Origin of the sequence: Amycolatopsis sp. MEPSY49 (assembly GCF_051337345.1) — a bacterium.
In the GTDB taxonomy this organism is placed as follows: Bacteria; Actinomycetota; Actinomycetes; order Mycobacteriales; family Pseudonocardiaceae; genus Amycolatopsis.
Window position 1 is genome coordinate 454,287 of record NZ_JBDLYJ010000001.1, and the last position, 15,529, is coordinate 469,815.

At 70.5% G+C, this 15,529-nt stretch carries 21 protein-coding genes and 2 tRNA genes; 11 read left to right on the forward strand and 12 right to left on the reverse strand.

The window, feature by feature from the left end:
• Positions 1–115 precede the first annotated feature (115 nt).
• The 3 genes from ABFJ78_RS02330 (at position 116) to ABFJ78_RS02340 (ending at position 2,045) form a co-directional block, all read left to right on the forward strand.
• Positions 116–829 carry an ABC transporter ATP-binding protein gene (locus tag ABFJ78_RS02330; protein WP_436383915.1) on the forward strand — a complete coding sequence of 238 codons (714 nt, stop codon included), beginning with the start codon at positions 116–118 and terminating at the stop codon, positions 827–829.
• Entirely contained in the window at positions 826–1,560 is a 735-nt protein-coding gene (locus ABFJ78_RS02335; protein ID WP_436383916.1) for an ABC transporter permease, read from the forward strand. Before ABFJ78_RS02330 ends, ABFJ78_RS02335 begins: the two co-directional genes overlap by 4 nt.
• 92 nt (positions 1,561–1,652) lie before the next feature.
• Positions 1,653–2,045, forward strand: a complete 393-nt coding sequence (locus ABFJ78_RS02340; RefSeq protein ID WP_370969812.1) for an SCO5389 family protein — start codon at positions 1,653–1,655, stop codon at positions 2,043–2,045.
• Here the strand turns inward: ABFJ78_RS02340 and ABFJ78_RS02345 are convergent.
• The 3 genes from ABFJ78_RS02345 to ABFJ78_RS02355 are packed head-to-tail and all read right to left on the reverse strand — an operon-like array spanning position 2,014 to position 4,123.
• Positions 2,014–3,027 carry an LLM class flavin-dependent oxidoreductase gene (locus ABFJ78_RS02345; RefSeq protein WP_436383918.1) on the reverse strand — a complete coding sequence of 338 codons (1,014 nt, stop codon included), beginning with the start codon at positions 3,025–3,027 and terminating at the stop codon, positions 2,014–2,016. The genes ABFJ78_RS02340 and ABFJ78_RS02345 overlap by 32 nt on opposite strands.
• Positions 3,000–3,155, reverse strand: a complete 156-nt coding sequence (locus ABFJ78_RS02350; RefSeq protein ID WP_086675995.1) for a hypothetical protein — start codon at positions 3,153–3,155, stop codon at positions 3,000–3,002. The genes ABFJ78_RS02345 and ABFJ78_RS02350 overlap by 28 nt, the downstream gene beginning before the upstream one ends.
• A complete protein-coding gene (locus tag ABFJ78_RS02355) occupies positions 3,155–4,123 on the reverse strand; it encodes a class E sortase (protein WP_436383919.1) in 969 nt (322 codons plus the stop codon). Before ABFJ78_RS02355 ends, ABFJ78_RS02350 begins: the two co-directional genes overlap by 1 nt.
• Positions 4,124–4,403: 280 nt before the next feature.
• On the opposite strand from ABFJ78_RS02355, the gene crgA reads away from it, so the two are divergent.
• Positions 4,404–4,670: a cell division protein CrgA gene (gene crgA, locus ABFJ78_RS02360; protein ID WP_033261030.1), complete on the forward strand. Its 267-nt coding sequence runs from the start codon at positions 4,404–4,406 to the stop codon at positions 4,668–4,670.
• 70 nt (positions 4,671–4,740) lie between these two features.
• Positions 4,741–5,154, forward strand: coding sequence for a PH domain-containing protein (locus ABFJ78_RS02365; protein WP_436383920.1), 414 nt, complete (start codon positions 4,741–4,743; stop codon positions 5,152–5,154).
• Here ABFJ78_RS02365 and ABFJ78_RS02370 read toward each other — a convergent pair.
• Positions 5,151–6,104 carry a rhomboid family intramembrane serine protease gene (locus ABFJ78_RS02370; RefSeq protein ID WP_436383921.1) on the reverse strand — a complete coding sequence of 318 codons (954 nt, stop codon included), beginning with the start codon at positions 6,102–6,104 and terminating at the stop codon, positions 5,151–5,153. The two genes, ABFJ78_RS02365 and ABFJ78_RS02370, sit on opposite strands and share 4 nt — an antisense overlap.
• Positions 6,105–6,142: 38 nt before the next feature.
• A complete protein-coding gene (locus ABFJ78_RS02375) occupies positions 6,143–6,652 on the reverse strand; it encodes a peptidylprolyl isomerase (protein WP_372667583.1) in 510 nt (169 codons plus the stop codon).
• A gap of 98 nt (positions 6,653–6,750) precedes the next feature.
• On the opposite strand from ABFJ78_RS02375, the gene ABFJ78_RS02380 reads away from it, so the two are divergent.
• A complete protein-coding gene (locus ABFJ78_RS02380) occupies positions 6,751–7,287 on the forward strand; it encodes a hypothetical protein (protein ID WP_436383922.1) in 537 nt (178 codons plus the stop codon).
• Positions 7,288–7,439: 152 nt separating this feature from the next.
• Here the strand turns inward: ABFJ78_RS02380 and ABFJ78_RS02385 are convergent, their stop codons facing one another.
• Entirely contained in the window at positions 7,440–7,892 is a 453-nt protein-coding gene (locus tag ABFJ78_RS02385) for a DUF6918 family protein (RefSeq protein ID WP_372667581.1), read from the reverse strand.
• Between the two features lie 147 nt (positions 7,893–8,039).
• Positions 8,040–8,573 (reverse strand): DUF2020 domain-containing protein, encoded by a 534-nt coding sequence (locus tag ABFJ78_RS02390; RefSeq protein ID WP_436383923.1) that lies wholly within the window; start codon positions 8,571–8,573, stop codon positions 8,040–8,042.
• Between the two features lie 82 nt (positions 8,574–8,655).
• Between ABFJ78_RS02390 and ABFJ78_RS02395 the strand changes: the two genes are divergently transcribed.
• Genes ABFJ78_RS02395 through ABFJ78_RS02410 form a run of 4 tightly spaced genes read left to right on the forward strand, consistent with a single transcriptional unit; the run spans position 8,656 to position 12,548 of the window.
• Positions 8,656–9,297, forward strand: coding sequence for a hypothetical protein (locus tag ABFJ78_RS02395; RefSeq protein ID WP_436383924.1), 642 nt, complete (start codon positions 8,656–8,658; stop codon positions 9,295–9,297).
• A gap of 1 nt (position 9,298) precedes the next feature.
• Complete coding sequence (locus ABFJ78_RS02400) at positions 9,299–9,937, forward strand: pyridoxine/pyridoxamine 5'-phosphate oxidase (RefSeq protein WP_436383925.1); 639 nt, start codon at positions 9,299–9,301, stop codon at positions 9,935–9,937.
• A gap of 51 nt (positions 9,938–9,988) precedes the next feature.
• Complete coding sequence (locus tag ABFJ78_RS02405; protein WP_436383926.1) at positions 9,989–11,116, forward strand: SMP-30/gluconolactonase/LRE family protein; 1,128 nt, start codon at positions 9,989–9,991, stop codon at positions 11,114–11,116.
• 43 nt (positions 11,117–11,159) lie between these two features.
• Entirely contained in the window at positions 11,160–12,548 is a 1,389-nt protein-coding gene (locus ABFJ78_RS02410; protein WP_436383927.1) for an alpha/beta fold hydrolase, read from the forward strand.
• Here the strand turns inward: ABFJ78_RS02410 and lipB are convergent.
• From lipB to ABFJ78_RS02425, 3 genes are all read right to left on the reverse strand, one after another.
• Positions 12,532–13,167 (reverse strand): lipoyl(octanoyl) transferase LipB, encoded by a 636-nt coding sequence (gene lipB, locus ABFJ78_RS02415; protein WP_436383928.1) that lies wholly within the window; start codon positions 13,165–13,167, stop codon positions 12,532–12,534. The genes ABFJ78_RS02410 and lipB overlap by 17 nt on opposite strands.
• A gap of 28 nt (positions 13,168–13,195) precedes the next feature.
• Positions 13,196–13,268, reverse strand: a tRNA-Ala gene (locus ABFJ78_RS02420).
• Positions 13,269–13,298: 30 nt separating this feature from the next.
• Positions 13,299–13,466, reverse strand: coding sequence for a DLW-39 family protein (locus ABFJ78_RS02425; protein WP_086679331.1), 168 nt, complete (start codon positions 13,464–13,466; stop codon positions 13,299–13,301).
• Between the two features lie 401 nt (positions 13,467–13,867).
• Here ABFJ78_RS02425 and ABFJ78_RS02430 point away from each other — a divergent pair, with 401 nt between their 5' ends.
• A complete protein-coding gene (locus ABFJ78_RS02430; protein WP_436383929.1) occupies positions 13,868–14,662 on the forward strand; it encodes a maleylpyruvate isomerase family mycothiol-dependent enzyme in 795 nt (264 codons plus the stop codon).
• A gap of 44 nt (positions 14,663–14,706) precedes the next feature.
• Here ABFJ78_RS02430 and ABFJ78_RS02435 read toward each other — a convergent pair.
• Together ABFJ78_RS02435 and ABFJ78_RS02440 are read right to left on the reverse strand one after the other, a co-directional pair.
• A tRNA-Ile gene (locus ABFJ78_RS02435) sits at positions 14,707–14,780 on the reverse strand.
• Positions 14,781–14,829: 49 nt separating this feature from the next.
• Positions 14,830–15,483 carry a DUF3566 domain-containing protein gene (locus tag ABFJ78_RS02440; RefSeq protein ID WP_372667568.1) on the reverse strand — a complete coding sequence of 218 codons (654 nt, stop codon included), beginning with the start codon at positions 15,481–15,483 and terminating at the stop codon, positions 14,830–14,832.
• Between the last annotated feature and the right edge of the window lie 46 nt (positions 15,484–15,529).

Sequence of the window (15,529 nt, forward strand, 5' to 3'; positions counted from 1 at the left end):
CCGAAGCTCCCCGGCCGGGGTGGGGCCAGACCCACCCCGGCGTCAGCAAAACCCTACTTGAGCTGGGGATTCAGCGTCATTCCGCGGACGGCGGCGAGTTCGTAGCGTCGGAGCCATGCCACTCATCGAAGTCACCGACCTCCGCAAGCGCTACGGCACCCGGGTCGCGGTCGACGGCGTTTCGTTCACCGTCGAGCGCGGCGAAATCTTCGGCATCCTCGGCACGAACGGCGCCGGCAAGACGACCACGGTCGAATGCCTGCAGGGCCTCCGCCGGGCCGACGGCGGGGAGATCTCCGTGCTCGGCCTCGACCCCGCGGCCGACCGCGCCGCGCTGACCAGACGCGTCGGCGTGCAGCTGCAGGAAAGCCGGCTGCCGCCGAAGCTGCGGGTGCGCGAGGCGCTGGAGCTGTTCGCCTCCTTCTACCCGGACCCCGCCGACGTCGACGTCCTGCTCGACCGGCTCGACCTCCGCGACCACGCGCGCAGCTACTTCGGCAAGCTCTCCGGCGGCCAGAAGCAGCGGGTGTCGATCGCGCTCGCGCTGGTGGGCAACCCCGAACTGGCCATCCTCGACGAGCTGACCACCGGGCTCGACCCGCACGCCCGCCGCGAGACGTGGCGGCTGGTCGAAGGCGTGCGCGCCGCCGGCGTCACCGTCCTGCTGGTCACCCACTTCATGGACGAGGCCGAGCGGCTCTGCGACCGCGTCGCCGTCTTCGACGCCGGTCGCGTGGTCGCGACCGGCACGCCCGCCGAGCTCCGCACGCTGGCCGGAGCCTCCACTTTGGACGACGCGTTCGTCTCGCTCACGAGGAGCACGCTGTGAACACCTTCGCCAAGATCACCGCCACCGAGACCCGGCTCTTCCTCCGCACGCCGGTCATGGGCATCGCGGGCCTCCTCCTGCCGACCGCCGTGCTGCTGGCCGTCGGCGCCATCCCGGGCATGACAGAGCCCAGCCCGGCCGCCGGCGGGTACCGGTTCATCGACGCGTGGGTGCCGTCGCTGATTGTCATCAGCCTCGCGATGCTCGCCCTGCAGTCGATCCCGGGCGCGGTCGCGACCTACCGCGAGCAGGGCGTGCTGCGGCGGCTGGCCACGACGCCGGTGCACCCGGCCAACCTGCTGGGCGCGCAGCTGCTGATCCACGTCGTGGTCGCGCTGGCGGGCATCGGCCTGGTGCTCGCGGCGGCCAACGCGGTCTACGACGTCCCGCTGCCGAAGCACCCGCTGCTGTTCCTGCTGACGCTGCTGCTCGGGACGGTCTCGATGTTCTCGTTCGGCCTGCTGGCGGCCGCGGTCGCCCGGACGGCCAAGTCGGCGGGCGGGTTCGCGCTGATCGCGTTCATCCCGACGATGTTCTTCGGCGGCGTCTACCTGCCGCGGCCGCTGCTGCCCGAGGTCCTGCGCCGGGTCGGCGACTACCTCCCGCCGGGCGCGCAGCCGCTGCAGGACGCCTGGGTCGGCACCGGCGTGCAGCCGCTGCAGCTGGTCGTCCTCGCCGGTTTCGCGGTCATCGGCACGGCGCTGGCGGCGAAGCTCTTCCGCTGGGAGTGATCCGCCATATTGGTGATGATCATCGTTTTCTCTTGTGGCGGGGTCGCCCGGCCGGTAGCCAGGAGAGTGGCCCTGCTCAAACTGGAGGTTCGATGTCCCTGGACGTGTCACCCGCGCTGCTGGAGAAGGCCGAGCGCGGGGAGGTCACCGACGCCGAGTTCGTCACCTGCGTCAAGGAATCCCTGCCGTACGCCTGGGAGGTCATCACCGGCGTCATCGCCGACGCCGAGGGCGCGGCGGACGGCTTCGCCGACAACGAGACGCCGCCGCCGAGCGAGGCCGCCCGCGGCCAGCTGCTGCGGGCCCTGGCGTCGGACGCGATCCGCGGCGGTCTCGAGCGCCACTTCGGTGTCAAGCTGGCCTTCCAGAACTGCCACCGGGTCGCCGTCTTCAAGAAGTCCGAAGTGGACGGTGACCGCTACCGCGCGTTCGTCTCGCCGCGCGGCCAGCTGCTCAACCAGAGCCCGGAGCTGCGGGACTGCTAGCCCGCAGCGCGGGCAGCACCTCGGTGCCGATCCGCGCGATGTTCGCGTACGTGCCCTCCGGCGTACCGGACGCCTCCACGAGCATCAGCACGTGGGAGACGCCGGTGCGCCGGAGGCTCGTTTCCAGGGTCCGGACGCAGTGGGCCGCGTCGCCGACGGGGTGGATGGCGCAGAGCCGGTCGGTGTACTCCCCCGGATCTCGTCGAGGCCCCGGCCGCCCGTCGACCGTGACGTGCGCGCCGAGCCCATCTTTCAGCCACGCGGGGAGCGCTCGCCGGACGACGTCGGCGTCGCCCACCTGGCAGAGCACGGTCGAGACGTGGGCCGCGGGCTTCCCGTAGGCGGCGACGGTCTTGGCTTTTTCGTCGTCGTCGGCGTGCAGGCCGAGCAGCAGCGGCAGGCCCCGATCGGCTGCTTGCCGCACGGCGGCCGACTCCGGCCCACCACACGCGACGACGACGTCCGGCCGCCGTTCCGGGGCCGGCACCAGCGGCACCTCACGGAAGGCGAAGTGCCGTCCGTCGGCGCGTGCCCGGCCGGTAGTCGCCTCGAGAAGGACGTCGAGGGTCTCTTCGAAGCCGGTCTCGTAGCGGTCCAGCCCGGTGCCGAAGACCTCGAGGTCCTGCCAGGGCCCACCGCGCCCGACGCCGAGCCGCAGCCGGCCACCGGAGACGGCGTCGAGCATCGCCCACTGCTCGGCCAGCGCGACCGGGTGCGTCGTCGAGAGAACGCTGACCGCGGTCCCGACCGTGATTCGCGAGGTCCGCCCGAGCACGTGCGCGGCGAGGGTGATCGCGGACGGGCAGACGCCGTAGGGCATGAAGTGGTGTTCGGCGAACCAGACGTCGTCGAAGCCGGCCTCTTCGGCAAGTTCGGCGGCGCGGACCGACCGGCGGAGGACGTCGCCGTCCGCCTGGCCGGGGAAGCGGCCGCTGACCAGGAAGACCCCGAACCTCAGTTGACCGCGACCTCGTTGAACCACAGCCGCGGCTCCAGCCACGGGAACACCACGAACATCAGCAGCGCCACCACGCCCAAGGCGAGGACCACCGCGATCGTCAGCTTCACCGCGAACGGGCCGGGGAACTTCCGCCAGAGCCACGCGTACATCAGGCCTCCCCGATCTTCGAGAGCAGGTCGCCGTAGTCCTTGACCTGGTCCTTCGGTACCTGCTGGGTAAGCACCGACGTGATGATGAGCCGCTCCTTGGCGGAGAACTGCGGGTGGCACGTCGTGAGCGTCAGCAGCGCGGCCTGCTGGGCCTTCGGGAGCACGTCGGCGTCCTTGTACGGGACCGGGTTCACCGCGGTGCCCTGGCTGGGCAGCACGACCTTGCGACCGAAGGTCTCGCTGTACGCGCCGCCCTCTTCGGCGTTCGGGTCGCGCAGGGTCGAGACGCCCTTGCACTTCGGGTCGGCGCCCTTGCCGCCCGCCCAGTCCTCGATCTCGTCGTCGTAGGGCAGGACCTTGTAGATGTAGAAGTCGGTCGAGGTTTCGATCACGATCTGGTCACAAGAGGAGAGGTTGTCCAGGTCGTTGAACGGGGCGCCCTTGCCGACGCGGTGACCGGCGACGGCGAAGTTGCCGGGCTCGCCGGGCAGCGCCGTGCCCTTGTAGTGGCCGGGCCCGACCTCCAGGGAGGCGTCGTCGGTGCCCTCCTGGATGGTGAAGTTGTAGTCGACGCCGAAGGTCGGGATGTGGATGCGGGCGAACGCCTTGCCGTCGATGAGCTCGGGGTGCAGCGTGCGGTCGTGCGCCCACTCGCCCTCGAGCTGGTCGCTCGCCTCGGACTGCTTGCCGGCCGAGAACAGGTCGGTCACGTACAGCTCGTAGACCATGAACAGCAGCACGACCAGGCCCAGCGTGATGAGGACTTCGCCGGCCGTCCGGATCGCGACGCCGCCCTTGCCCAGCGGCGGCGGGGCCGGCTTCTCCTTGGTCGCGGTGCCGCCCTTGACCGGGGCGAACACAACGGTCTCCTCGTTCGCGCCGGGCGGCGGGGGCGGGCTGGTGTAGCGGCGGGGCGGCGGGGCCTGCGGACGGCGCGGCGGCTGGCCGGGGGCCTGGCGAGGCGGCATTTGCCCACGTGGGGGCGGGACCGGGCGGCGCTGGGGCGCGGGCCGCTGTCCGGGGTGTCTGCGCCGGTCGTCATCCGGTCCTTCGCGCGTAGTCACGCAAGCTCCTCTCAAGCCGCGTCCAACACTTGGTGACCCCGACGTCACGGTACGGGAAATCCGACCACTCCCGGCCGCTGCTTTCCTGCGGTCATTTACGTTAACGTGTGCACGTGGCGCTGGTTGCGCACCCCAGGCGGGTCATCGCCACCAGACGAGCCCGAAGAGCACCGCGAGGAACACGATGCCCAAGTCCAAGGTCCGCAAGAAGACGGCTTACACCCCGCCTGCCGACCGGCGCACGCCGGTGAAGGTGCGGGCGGCCGGTCCCACCGGTCTCGCCTGGAAGATCCCCATGTTCGGGCTGATGCTCGTGGGCCTGGTCTGGCTGCTGGTGAACTACATCGCCGGCGACAAGATCTCGTGGATGGCCGATCTCGGCAACTGGAACTTCGCCGGCGGGTTCGCGCTGATGATCGCGGGTCTGCTCATGACTATGCGCTGGCGCTGATTATTACTCCGAATGGCGGATTGACGCCTAATTACACCGGTGTGACTCATCCCCAGTGTGGATAACCCCTGTGGATAACTACCCCACCTCGTGGGCGCCGCGGCGCGCCCTTGTGGTATCGGCGTGGGCGGTCACCGCGTTGCTGCTGGTCGGCGTGGTGGCCGACGCGCTCACCGGCGACCGCGGCGGCTTGGTGCTGTTCGCACTGGCCACGCTGGCCGTCGGCGCGTTCGCCGCGCACTCGACGCTCGTCCGGCCCCGCCTGGCCGCCGGTCCCGAGGGCCTGGTGGCCCGGACGCTCGGCGGCACGCACCGGCTGCCGTGGGCCGAGACCCGCACCCGGTTGCGGACCACCCGCCGGATGGGCCGCGACGGCGTCACGCTCGAGGTCGAGCACGAAGACGAACTGTACGTCTTCGGGTGGCTCGACCTCGGCGAGGATCCCCGCGACGTCCTGGACGTCCTCAGCACGCTGCGGAGCTAGCCGCAGCTGTAGAGCTCCTGGCCGCGGTACTGGGCGAACTGGCAGGTCTGGGCCGCGACTTCGGTGTCCTTGTAGATCAGCAGCCCGATCATCGCGACGACGAGGATGGCGACCCCGGCCGCCTGCCACGTCGTCTGGCGCGCCTGCGGGGCGTAGAGCATCGCCACGGTGACCAGCGCGCCGGTGACCAGGCCGCCGACGTGGCCGAGGATCGAGATGTTCGCGACGCCGAAGGTGATGAAGGCGTTCAGCGCGAGCGTGATGATCAGCCCGGTCGGGTTGAGGCGCAGCTTCAGCACGATGACCGCGTAGGCGCCCATCAGGCCGAACAGCGCGCCGGACGCGCCCGCGGTGCCGCCGTCGAGGTTGTCGAAGAGCAGCACGGCCGTGGACGCGCCGAGCATCGAGACGAAGTAGAGCGTCAGGTACCGGACCTTGCCGAAGACCGGTTCGAGCGCGCGGCCCATCATCCACAGCGAGAACATGTTGACCGCGATGTGGATCGGGCCGTAGTGCAGGAAGCCCGAGGTGAACAGGCGCCACCACTCGTCGGCGCCGAAAGTGGCCTGACCCCAGAGCACGCCCAGCTGGAAGACGTTCGACACCTGGTTGTCGTTGAGGCTGCGCGCCTGGACGACCGTGACGAGGAAGACCAGCACGTTGACCGCGAGGATGACCTGCGTGGCGAGGAACGACCCGGACGGCCGCGCACCGGCGATCGTGCGAACGCCGAGGCCGGCTTCCTGGTAGCCGCGGTGCTGACGGCGCTGCTGCTGGGTGCCGCTGTGCACGCAGTCGGTGCACTGGAAGCCGACGGGGGCTTCGCGGAGGCAATCCGGGCACGCCGGACGCCCGCACCGGGAACAGCTCAGCCCGGTCGGGCGGTTCGGGTGCCACCAGCACCCGGGGAGCGCGGCTTGCTCGGCGGCGGGGTTCGGCGGTTGGTTCACGATGTCACCAACCTACCGAAACCACGCTGCGGAAGCCGTCAGTGCTCGATGGTGACCTTCTCGATGACGACGTCGGTCAGCGGGCGGTCCGCCGGGCCGGTCGCGGTGCGCGCGATCGCGTCGACGACGTTGCGCGACTCCTGGTCGGCCACCTCGCCGAAGATCGTGTGCCGGAAGTTCAGGTGGGTGGTCGGCGCGACCGTGATGAAGAACTGCGAGCCGTTCGTGCCGGGCCCGGCGTTGGCCATGGCCAGCAGGTACGGCTTGCTGAACTGCAGCTCGGGGTGGAACTCGTCGCCGAACTTGTAGCCGGGCCCGCCGCGGCCGGTGCCGGTCGGGTCACCGCCCTGCAGCATGAAGCCGTCGATGACCCGGTGGAAGATCGAACCGTCGTAGAAGGGGCCGGAGTTCGTGCCCGCCGCGTTCGGCTGGGTGTACTCCTTGGTGCCTTCCGCGAGCCCGACGAAGTTCGCGACCGTCTTCGGCGCGTGGTCGGGGAGGAGGTTCAGGTTGATGTCACCCTGGTTGGTGTGCAGCGTTGCTTTCACGAAGCCAATCGTGCCATCTGCAGCGGGCGGCGGCGAAAAGGGGCACGATAGGTTACGGGTAACAGAGCAGTGTCAAAACGAATGATGAGGTGAAGTCCATGTCCCGGGCGACAGCCCAGGCCGCCGAGACCGCCGACAAACTCGTCTCCGAGGGCGTCAAGCACGGCCGGCGCGCGCAGAAGCAGCTCGCGAAGAAGACCGAGCTCACCCGCAAGGAGCTCAAGAAGAGCTCGAAGGCCGCCCGCCAGGAGGCCCTCTCCCGCCTGTCCGAGCTGCGCAAGCCGGGTCGCAAGGCCAAGAAGGCCGCCATCAAGGCCGCGAAGGCGGCCGGCGAGTCGAAGCGCCGCGGCAAGAAGGACTTCAAGGCGGCGAAGAAGGACTTCTACGCCGCTGTCGTCGAGGCGAAGGCCGCGGCGAAGGGCACGCGCAGCCGTCGCAAGTGGCCGTGGCTGGTCGGTCTGCTCGTGGTTGGCGCCGGCGCCGCCTACGCGCTCCGGTCGAAGCAGGAGCCGCCGGTCGCGCCCGCGCCGCCGAAGGCCACCCCGCCCGCGCCGAAGCCCGCCGAAGCGGCGAAGCCGAGCCCGCAGGCGAACGGCAAGGCTCCCTCCCCGGCGCCTGCCGAGAAGAAGAACTGAGCCGGACACTGAGGCTTATTCTGGTTAGCCCGGCGCAACGGGCCGCAGCTTGCCGGTCAACAGGTGCCTAGCGCCGGGCGACGGCTGAATAAGCCTCATGAAAGAGGCCCCTCGGGCGTGCACCCGAGGGGCCTCTTCAGTGGTGCGTGCGATCAGGCGTTCGCGGCGTGCTTGTCGATGAGCTGGCCCAGGCGGGGCAGCGCCTCTTCGACGTTCTTCTTGCCGTTCGGGCGCAGCTTCGAGTAGACCTTCTTGATGCTGTCCCGGCTGCTGCGCTCGGCGCGCGAGTCGGTGACGCTCAGCAGCGCGTCGGAAGCCTCGTCCGAGCGGCTGGTCAGGTAGGCGCCGAAGTCGTTGCCGCCCTTGGCGCGGTAGTCGCCGTAGAACGGCTCGAGCGCGGTGGCGAAGTCGGGCAGCAGCGTGTCGACGGCCGAGGGGATGATGCCCGGCTTGATCTTCTTGACCGCGGCGAAGCCGGTCTTGACGACGGCACCCGAAACGCCGCCCTTGTCCGAGACCTCGGCGTCGACGAGGGTCTCGAAGTCGGTCACGACAGCCGGACGACGGCTGGAGTCGAGCAGGATGTCCTTGAGGGTGTCAGCCACGAATCTTGTCCTTTGCGTTGCAGATTTTGTGCCCGGCCCCCGGGGTGGGGTTCCCCCGATGGCTGCGGTGCGCGAGTCCACGAAGCCTGCGCGTGACGCACAGGGTAATACAAGATCAACATCACTCACCCGTGTGGAGCCCGCTACCTAGAGCTTCAGGGCAGCGATAGCCTTCTTGACCACTGTGCGTGCTTTCACGCTTTGCTTCTGGTTGGTGGTCGCGATGACCGCCGCGGACCCCTTCGAGACCGCGTAGACGGCCCCGTCGTCGGTCGACTCGTAGCCGCCCTTCCAGCCGGAAGGGTCGCTGGCCGGGTTCGACGAGTCGACCGGCGCCGCCTTGTTGACCAGCGCGGTCGCCGTCTTCGCGTCCCCGACGTAGACACGGACGGTGAGCTGGATCTTCCCGTCCGGGCGGTAGAAGAAGCACGCCGGGTGCGGCTGATCCGCCGAGATCCGCACCTTCGAAACGTGCTGGCCGTTCGAGTCGGCCACGAACTCGCTGTCGAGGTACGGGCAGTCCTCGGTGGCGGCCGGCTGGGGATCCGGCGGCAGCTCCGAACCGGCGGCCGTGCCGGCGGACGCCGTCGGCGAACTGGGGGTCGCGGTGCCGGTCACGAGGGACGGGCCGCAGCCGGCCAGCAGGACCACGGCGGGCGCGAGAAGTACGAGTCGTCGCATAGCGCGCACAGTCAACCATGAAGCATGTGTGAAAACCGCTGGCTGAATCCGCCGGGACGGCCGGACGTGCGACGATGGCGTCGTGCTTACCCCCGAGCAGTACCTCGGCGCGGTGGCCGAGCGCATCCAGCGCTCCGGCGGCCAGCTGAACACCGTGCAGATCGGGCCCGCCGTCTGCCCCGTCGGGCTGTTCACCGAGTCGGTGATGCTCTCGACGATGAACTACTGCGTCATCGCCGCGGCCGTTCCCGAGGTCACGGCCGCCGCGCTGTACGACTTCACCGGCCGCGCCACGCAGCACGCCCGCGCGAACCTCGTCGGCACGATGGGCTGGACGGCGGCTTCGGTCGTCATCGCCGGGCTCGTCGGCCAGCGCGTGTACCCGGACGCCGCGCAGGCCGCGTCGGCGAAGTCGGGCAACCAGTTCGGCGGCGAGACGCGGATGGTGGCGGTCGACGTCTCGGCCGGGCAGCGGTACGCGTTCGTCGGCGGGAAGTTCTGGGGCGCCGCGGTGCAGGGATCGGTCAACGCCAAGCTGACGTACTGCTTCCCGGAGCCCGCCGAGGTCTACCAGCAGGTGCAGTGGCAGCAGCAACAGCAGCCGCCCGCCCAGCAGGCGCCGCCTGGCTGGCAGCAGCAGCCGCCGATGGCCGCGCCGCCGGTGCCGCCCCCGCCGTACGCCGGCCCGCCGGCGCCTGGCTACCCGCCGCCGTACGGTTATTGACATGGTCGCGTTGCGCGGTTGGCCCTCCTTCCCCGAAGAACTCCCCGTGTTCACGCCGGAAACGGCGGCCGAGGACCCGCAGACACTCTTCGTCGAGTGGCTGACCGAAGCCGGTGAACACGTGCTGGCACCACACGCCGTCACACTGTCCACAGTGGACGCCGATGGCGCGCCGGACGCGCGGGTGGTCATCCTCAAGGACGTCGGGCCGGCCGGCTGGGCGGTCGCGACCAGCTCGGAAAGCCCGAAAGGCCTGCAGCTGCGCAAGGATCCGCGCGCCGCGCTGACGTTCTTCTGGCCCGGCCGCGGCCGTCAGGTCCGGCTGCGCGGCCCGGTCTCCCCCGCCGCGCCCGAGGTGTCCGCGGCGGACTTCCTGGCGCGGCCGCCCGCGTCGCGCGTCGAGGCGTTCATCGGGCACCAGTCGCAGGTGCTGCACGACCCGGCGGACCTCGACGCGGCGGCCGCGGAGGCGGAGCGCTGGGTCGCGGAAAACCCGGACGTGGCCCCGGAAACGTGGACGCGGTACCTCGTCGACCCGGACGAAGTCGAGTTCTGGCAGGCCAGCCACGACCGCCGGCACGTGCGGCTGCGGTACCGGAAGACCGACGGCGGCTGGGTCCGCGAGCGCCTCTGGCCTTGACGGACCGGACGCGGCGGCGTAGTCAGGAAATCCGACAAAACGGAGGCCTGCATGCGCCGCACCGTCGTCCTCGCCGCCACCGCCGCCTTGTCCGCCGGAGTGCTGTCCGGCGCTTCCGCAGGTGAAGTGTCGCCTTCGCGGCACCCAGCCGTGTTCGAGACGGTGTTCGCGTCGCCGCTGGGCCTCGAAGGCCTGACCACCGACGGCCGCGGCAACCTCTACTCGCCGGCGCGCGGCGCCGATCCCTGCCCGGTCTACCGGGTCGCGGCCACCGGTGGCCCGGCCGCGGTCGTCGGCACGATCCCCGCGCCGTGCAACCCCGCCGGGCTCGCGTTCGGCCGCGGTGGCCGCCTGTACGTCGCGAACGCCGACACGGTGGTGTCGTTCGTGCCGGACGCGGCGAACCCGCCGGCGGCGACGGTGTTCGCGAGCGGCGTCCCGGGCGCGAACGGCCTGGCGTTCGACCGGTCGGGCGCGCTCTGGATCTCCGACGGGGTCACCGGCCAGGGCCGGGTGTGGCGAGCGGGCGCGGACGGCGTCGCGCTCGAGCAGTTCCGCGTGCAGCCGCTGGTCAGCGACGTCATCCCGGGCGGGATCGGCCGGGACGTGCGTGGCCTGCCGCCCGGCACGGTGACGATCACGCCGAGCGGCCGGACCGCGGCGGACACCGCGGGTTCGCAGCACATTGTCGCGAACGGCCTGGCGTTCACGGCGGACGGCACGTTGCTCGTCGCGGACACGGCGCGAGGCGCGCTCTGGCGCGTGCCGATGGACCGCGGTGGCCGCCCTCGCGCGGCGACCGGCTGCGATATCGCGTTCCCCGCGGACACGCTGTGCCTGGACAACGTCGACGTGCAGCACCCGTACCTCGAGGGCGCGGACGGGATCGTCCTGGACCGCGCGGGCCACGTCTGGACGGCGGCGAACGAGCGCAACGCGATCGTGCTGGCCCGCCGCGACGGCCGTGTCGTCGAGTACTTCCGCAACCCCGCCGACGCGGCGTCGAAGCTGCGCAACGCCGGGCCGCTGGAGTTCCCGACCAGCCCGGTGCTGCTCCCGGACGGCCGCCTGTGCGTGACGCAGTCCGACGGCAACCGCCGCGACAACGCGCCGAACACGGCGGGCGAGGCGAGCCCGACGGGTGCGGTGCGGGCGAAGATTTCCTGCGTAAGGCCCTGATCGGGGGTATGCCGCGCCCCGGTCGGTGTGGCGATGATGGATCATGCGCTCGAAACTGCTGACCGCCGGGCTGGTCCTGGCGCTGACTGCCGCACTCGGGGGTGTGGCCTCGGCCGACGCGCGTCCTGGGGGACGACCGACGCTGACGGACCCGCATCCGTGCCCGGGCCAGCCGGGCTTCACGTGCTCGACGTTGACCGTGCCGCTCGACCGGTCCGGCCGCGTGCCGGGCACGCTCGACCTGCCGGTCGCGACCGCGGACAACGTGACCGCGCCCAAGGGCGTGCTGCTGTTCCTGACCGGCGGACCCGGCCAGGGCGGCGTCGGCGCCATCACGCGGATCGCGACGCAGCGGCTGCCGGAGGTCGCCAAGGACTACCGGTTCGTCATGCTGGACCAGCGCGGCACGGGCGCGAACGCGTTGCGGTGCCCGGGTTTGCAGGCCCAGATGGGCAGCTCGGACATCGCGACACCGACGCGCGACGCGGTCACCGAGTGCGCGCGCATCCTCGGCGACACGGCACCGCTGTACTCGACCGACCAGACCGTCGCGGACTTCGACCAGCTCCGCGAGGCGCTGGGCGTGTCGAAGATGGTGGTGGACGGGGTCTCGTACGGCTCGTTCACGGCGGCGCGGTACGCGATCGCGCACCCGGGCAACGTCAGCAAGGTCGTCTTGGATTCGGTGCTGCCGCACCACGCGTCCGCGTCGGCCTCGCTGTACCTGACCGGCCTGACGGCCGAGGCCCGCGTGCTGCGCGCGGCGTGTGCGGTGGCCCCGGCCTGCGGTTACGACCCGGCGGAGGACCTGGCGTGGGTGGTCCGCCACCGCGGCACGGCCGACGGCGTGAAGATCTTCGACCTGATCGTGACGTACGAGTTCGTCGACCCGACGTACCGCAACCCGTCGGCGGGCGACGTGATCGGAGCGCTCCACGCGGCCCGAGCGGGCTCGCCGGCACAGCTGGACGAGCTGCTGGAGGCGTACAAGTCGGGCGGCGACGACCCGGCGTCGTTCAGCTCGGGGTTGCACGCGGCGACGTTGTGCGCGGACCAGCGCTTCCCGTGGGGCTCGTCGGCGACACCGGTGGCTTTGAGGAAGCCGCTCTTGTCGCTGGCTGCGCGTTCGCTGCCGGCGTCGGCGACTTGGCCGTACACGACGGAAGTGGCGACGCAGCAGGGTTTCATCCAGACGTGCCTGCCGTGGCCGGCGGAGCGTCCCGGTTCGAATCCGGCGTCGCGGCTACCGAACGTCCCGGTGCTGTTGTTGAACGGCGACCGCGACTTGTCGACACCGCTGGAGTGGGCGCGGGAGGAAGCTCGGGTCGCCCCACAGGGTCGTTTGGTGATCGTCCCGGGCGAGTCCCATTCGATCCAGAACCGCGAGCGCGGCCACGCGGGCCGGGACGCGGTGATCAGCTTCCTGCAGTAAGGCTTTCGAAGACGGCGTCACGCACTTCGGCGTCGGTCGGTGTCCCTCGCTGTTGTTCGGCGGCGAGCTCGGCGAGGGACACCATGGTGACGTCGGCGAGGCCACAGGCGGTGAAGTGGTGGAAGGCGGTCATGTCCGGGTCGACGTTGAGCGCGAAACCGTGGCTCGTCACGCCGCGGCGGATGCGCATGCCGATGGAGGCGACCTTGCGGTGGTCGGGCGTCCAGACGCCGGCGAGGCTGGCGTGCCCCGGTGGCGTTTCCCTTCGGACAGCGGGAAAGTTGAGTTTTGTCAGCGCGTCGACGAGCCCGTTTTCCAGCCACCGCACGACATCGACGGGCCCGCGAGCCTTGAGGTCGACGACGAGGTAGCCGACGAGCTGCCCGGGCCCGTGGTAGGTGGCGAACCCCCCGCGATCGACCTCGACGGCGGGAAGATCGGTGGGCAGGTCTTCGGGCTTGGTGCGCGGCCCGTAGGTGACGATCGGCGGATGGCTGAGGAGGAAAAGCCGGTCCTCGGCGAGGTTTTGCTGCCGTTCCTCGACCCAGGTCCGCATGTCGGCGAGGGCTTGGTGGTAGTCGACCTCACCGAGGTCGACGCGTTTGACGGGCCATCCCACGTAGCCAGGCTACGCCGGGATTTCGGTGTGGAGCTGAGGGGAATCGAACCCCTGACCCCCGCCTTGCAAAGGCGGTGCTCTACCAATTGAGCTACAGCCCCGGGCGCGGGCGAGTGTCGCCCGCGGGAAACTCAGTTGTGGGACGCACCCGCCGGCTTGGCCGGGGTGGTGCCGTTGTTCGAGGGGACCGGCGCGGTCGCCTCGCGCCACAGGTCGGCTTCCGCCTTGGCCGCCTTGTTGCGCTTCACGACGAACAGGACGCCGCCCGCGATGACCGCGAGTGCCAGCAGCTTCTTCACCGAAGCCCCCTTCTCAGCTTGCTTCCCTTACCCCGCGATGTTACTGCACCGGCCGCGGCCACCGTCGGGGGCGGTGGTTCCACGTGGAACCACGATTGCGCAGGTAACGCAGGTCACATCGAGCCGGAAATACGGGGGCGGGGTGTCTCGTTGTACCCACTGGTCGACGTGCCCACCGTGTCCCCCGGGCCTCAACCACCGCCTTCGCGGAGTTCCGTTCGGCTGGAGCCGCGTTGAGCCACTTCGCCGAGAGGCGACCGTGGCGCGCGCCGACCGTGACCGCTCAGCCCTGCCGGTTCATTCTCTTCCCGGCAGGGCTGACCTGTATCCGGACTCTGTCGATTCCGGCCATCCTCGTTCGACGCGTTGCCGAAGGCGAACCATCGACCGAGGGGCGAGCAATGACCGAACTGAGCGCGGACCAAGCCCGGCGAGCGATCGTCGACCACACGCGGCAGCTGGCGGAAGCAGCCATCGCGGCCGGACCCGGCGCCGCCGTACCGACCGCCCCGGAGTGGACCGTCTCCGATCTGGTCGCGCACATCGGCCAGACCCAGCACTGGGTCGCGGAGATCATCGAACGGCGCATCACCGACCCCACCCAGCTGCCCACCGAGATGGCCACACCCCCGGGCAGTCCGAGCGAGTGGCGAGGGTGGCTGACGGAGTCCGCACAGCGCGTCGCGACCGCGTGCTCCGACGACGCGCTGGACGCACCCGTGTTCAACGCCGCGGGCGACGAGCGGTCCGGAACGCGGTTCTGGCTGACCAGCATGGTCAACGAGGCGGTCATCCACGGCTTCGACGCGGCCAACGCAGCGAACCGGCCGGCCGACATCGACGCCACCGTCGCGGCCGCGCTCATCGGCAACCACCTGACGATGCTCTCCTCGCCCACATGGGAACTGCAGCGATCCGAGTCGGCGCACGCCATCCGGGGCACCGGGCAGACCTTGCTGTGGCAGGCCACCGACACCCCGGACGCGTGGTTCGTCGAACGGCGGCCGGACGGAGCAAAGTGGCAGCCCGGTGCCCGGCCGGCCGACGTGACGCTGACGGGCCCGGCGAGCGCGCTGCTGCTGACGTTGACCCGGCGGCTTCCGCTGACCGACCACGAATCGACCGGCGTCACCGTTGACGGCGAGACCGCGCTTGCTCAGCACTGGCTCGAAAACACCGCCCACGACGCCGGCTGAAATGAAAAAGGCCGATTCGCGAACTGCGAACCGGCCTTGTTCTGTGGGCCTACCAGGACTTGAACCTGGGACCTCTTCGTTATCAGCGAAGCGCTCTAACCGCCTGAGCTATAGGCCCTTGAACGAGGAGAACTTTACAGGACCCCCGGAGGGGCCCTGCAACCGGGTTACTCTCGCTCCGACAGCGTGACTTCCAGGCCTCCGGCCAGGTCAGCCGACACGTTGTAGATGAACGCGCTCACCGTGGCCAGCGCCGACACCAGGACGATGTTGATCGCGCCCAGGATGGCCGCGATGCCGAACACTCGGCCCGCGCTGATCAGCGGTTCCGAGGACGCGTTGGCTCCTTCGCCGCCCACCAGGGACGAGTACGTTCCGTTCAGCTTGTCCCACACGCCCATGCCGTCGAGCACCGTGTACAGGACGCCGACCGCTACCAGCCAGACGAAGAACATCGCCACGCCCAGCACCAGCGAGAGCTTCAGCACCGACCACGGGTCGAACCGCTTGACCTGCAGCGATGCCCGGCGGGGGCCGCGGCCCGGACGCCGGAGCGCGCTCGGGCGGGCTCGCTGGGCCGAGGCCGGGGGGACCTCGGCGCCGGACGGCGGGGTGTCGCCGAACAGCTTGGGGGCCGCGCTGCCCGTTACCACCGGGCGCTGGTCCGGGGAGACCGGCTGGGTCTCCCCGGACGGCAGCGCGTCCTCCGTGGCCAGCTTGACCGTCGCTTCGGAGTCGCCGTCCTTGCCAACCCTCTGCCAGGGCGGGCTCGCCGGAGTCCCGTTCGAACCCGCTGCCTCGGGATTCTCGGATGGTGTCACGAAGAGTCAGTCCTTACCCGTGCCGTGGGGCCGCCGTCGGAGAGCA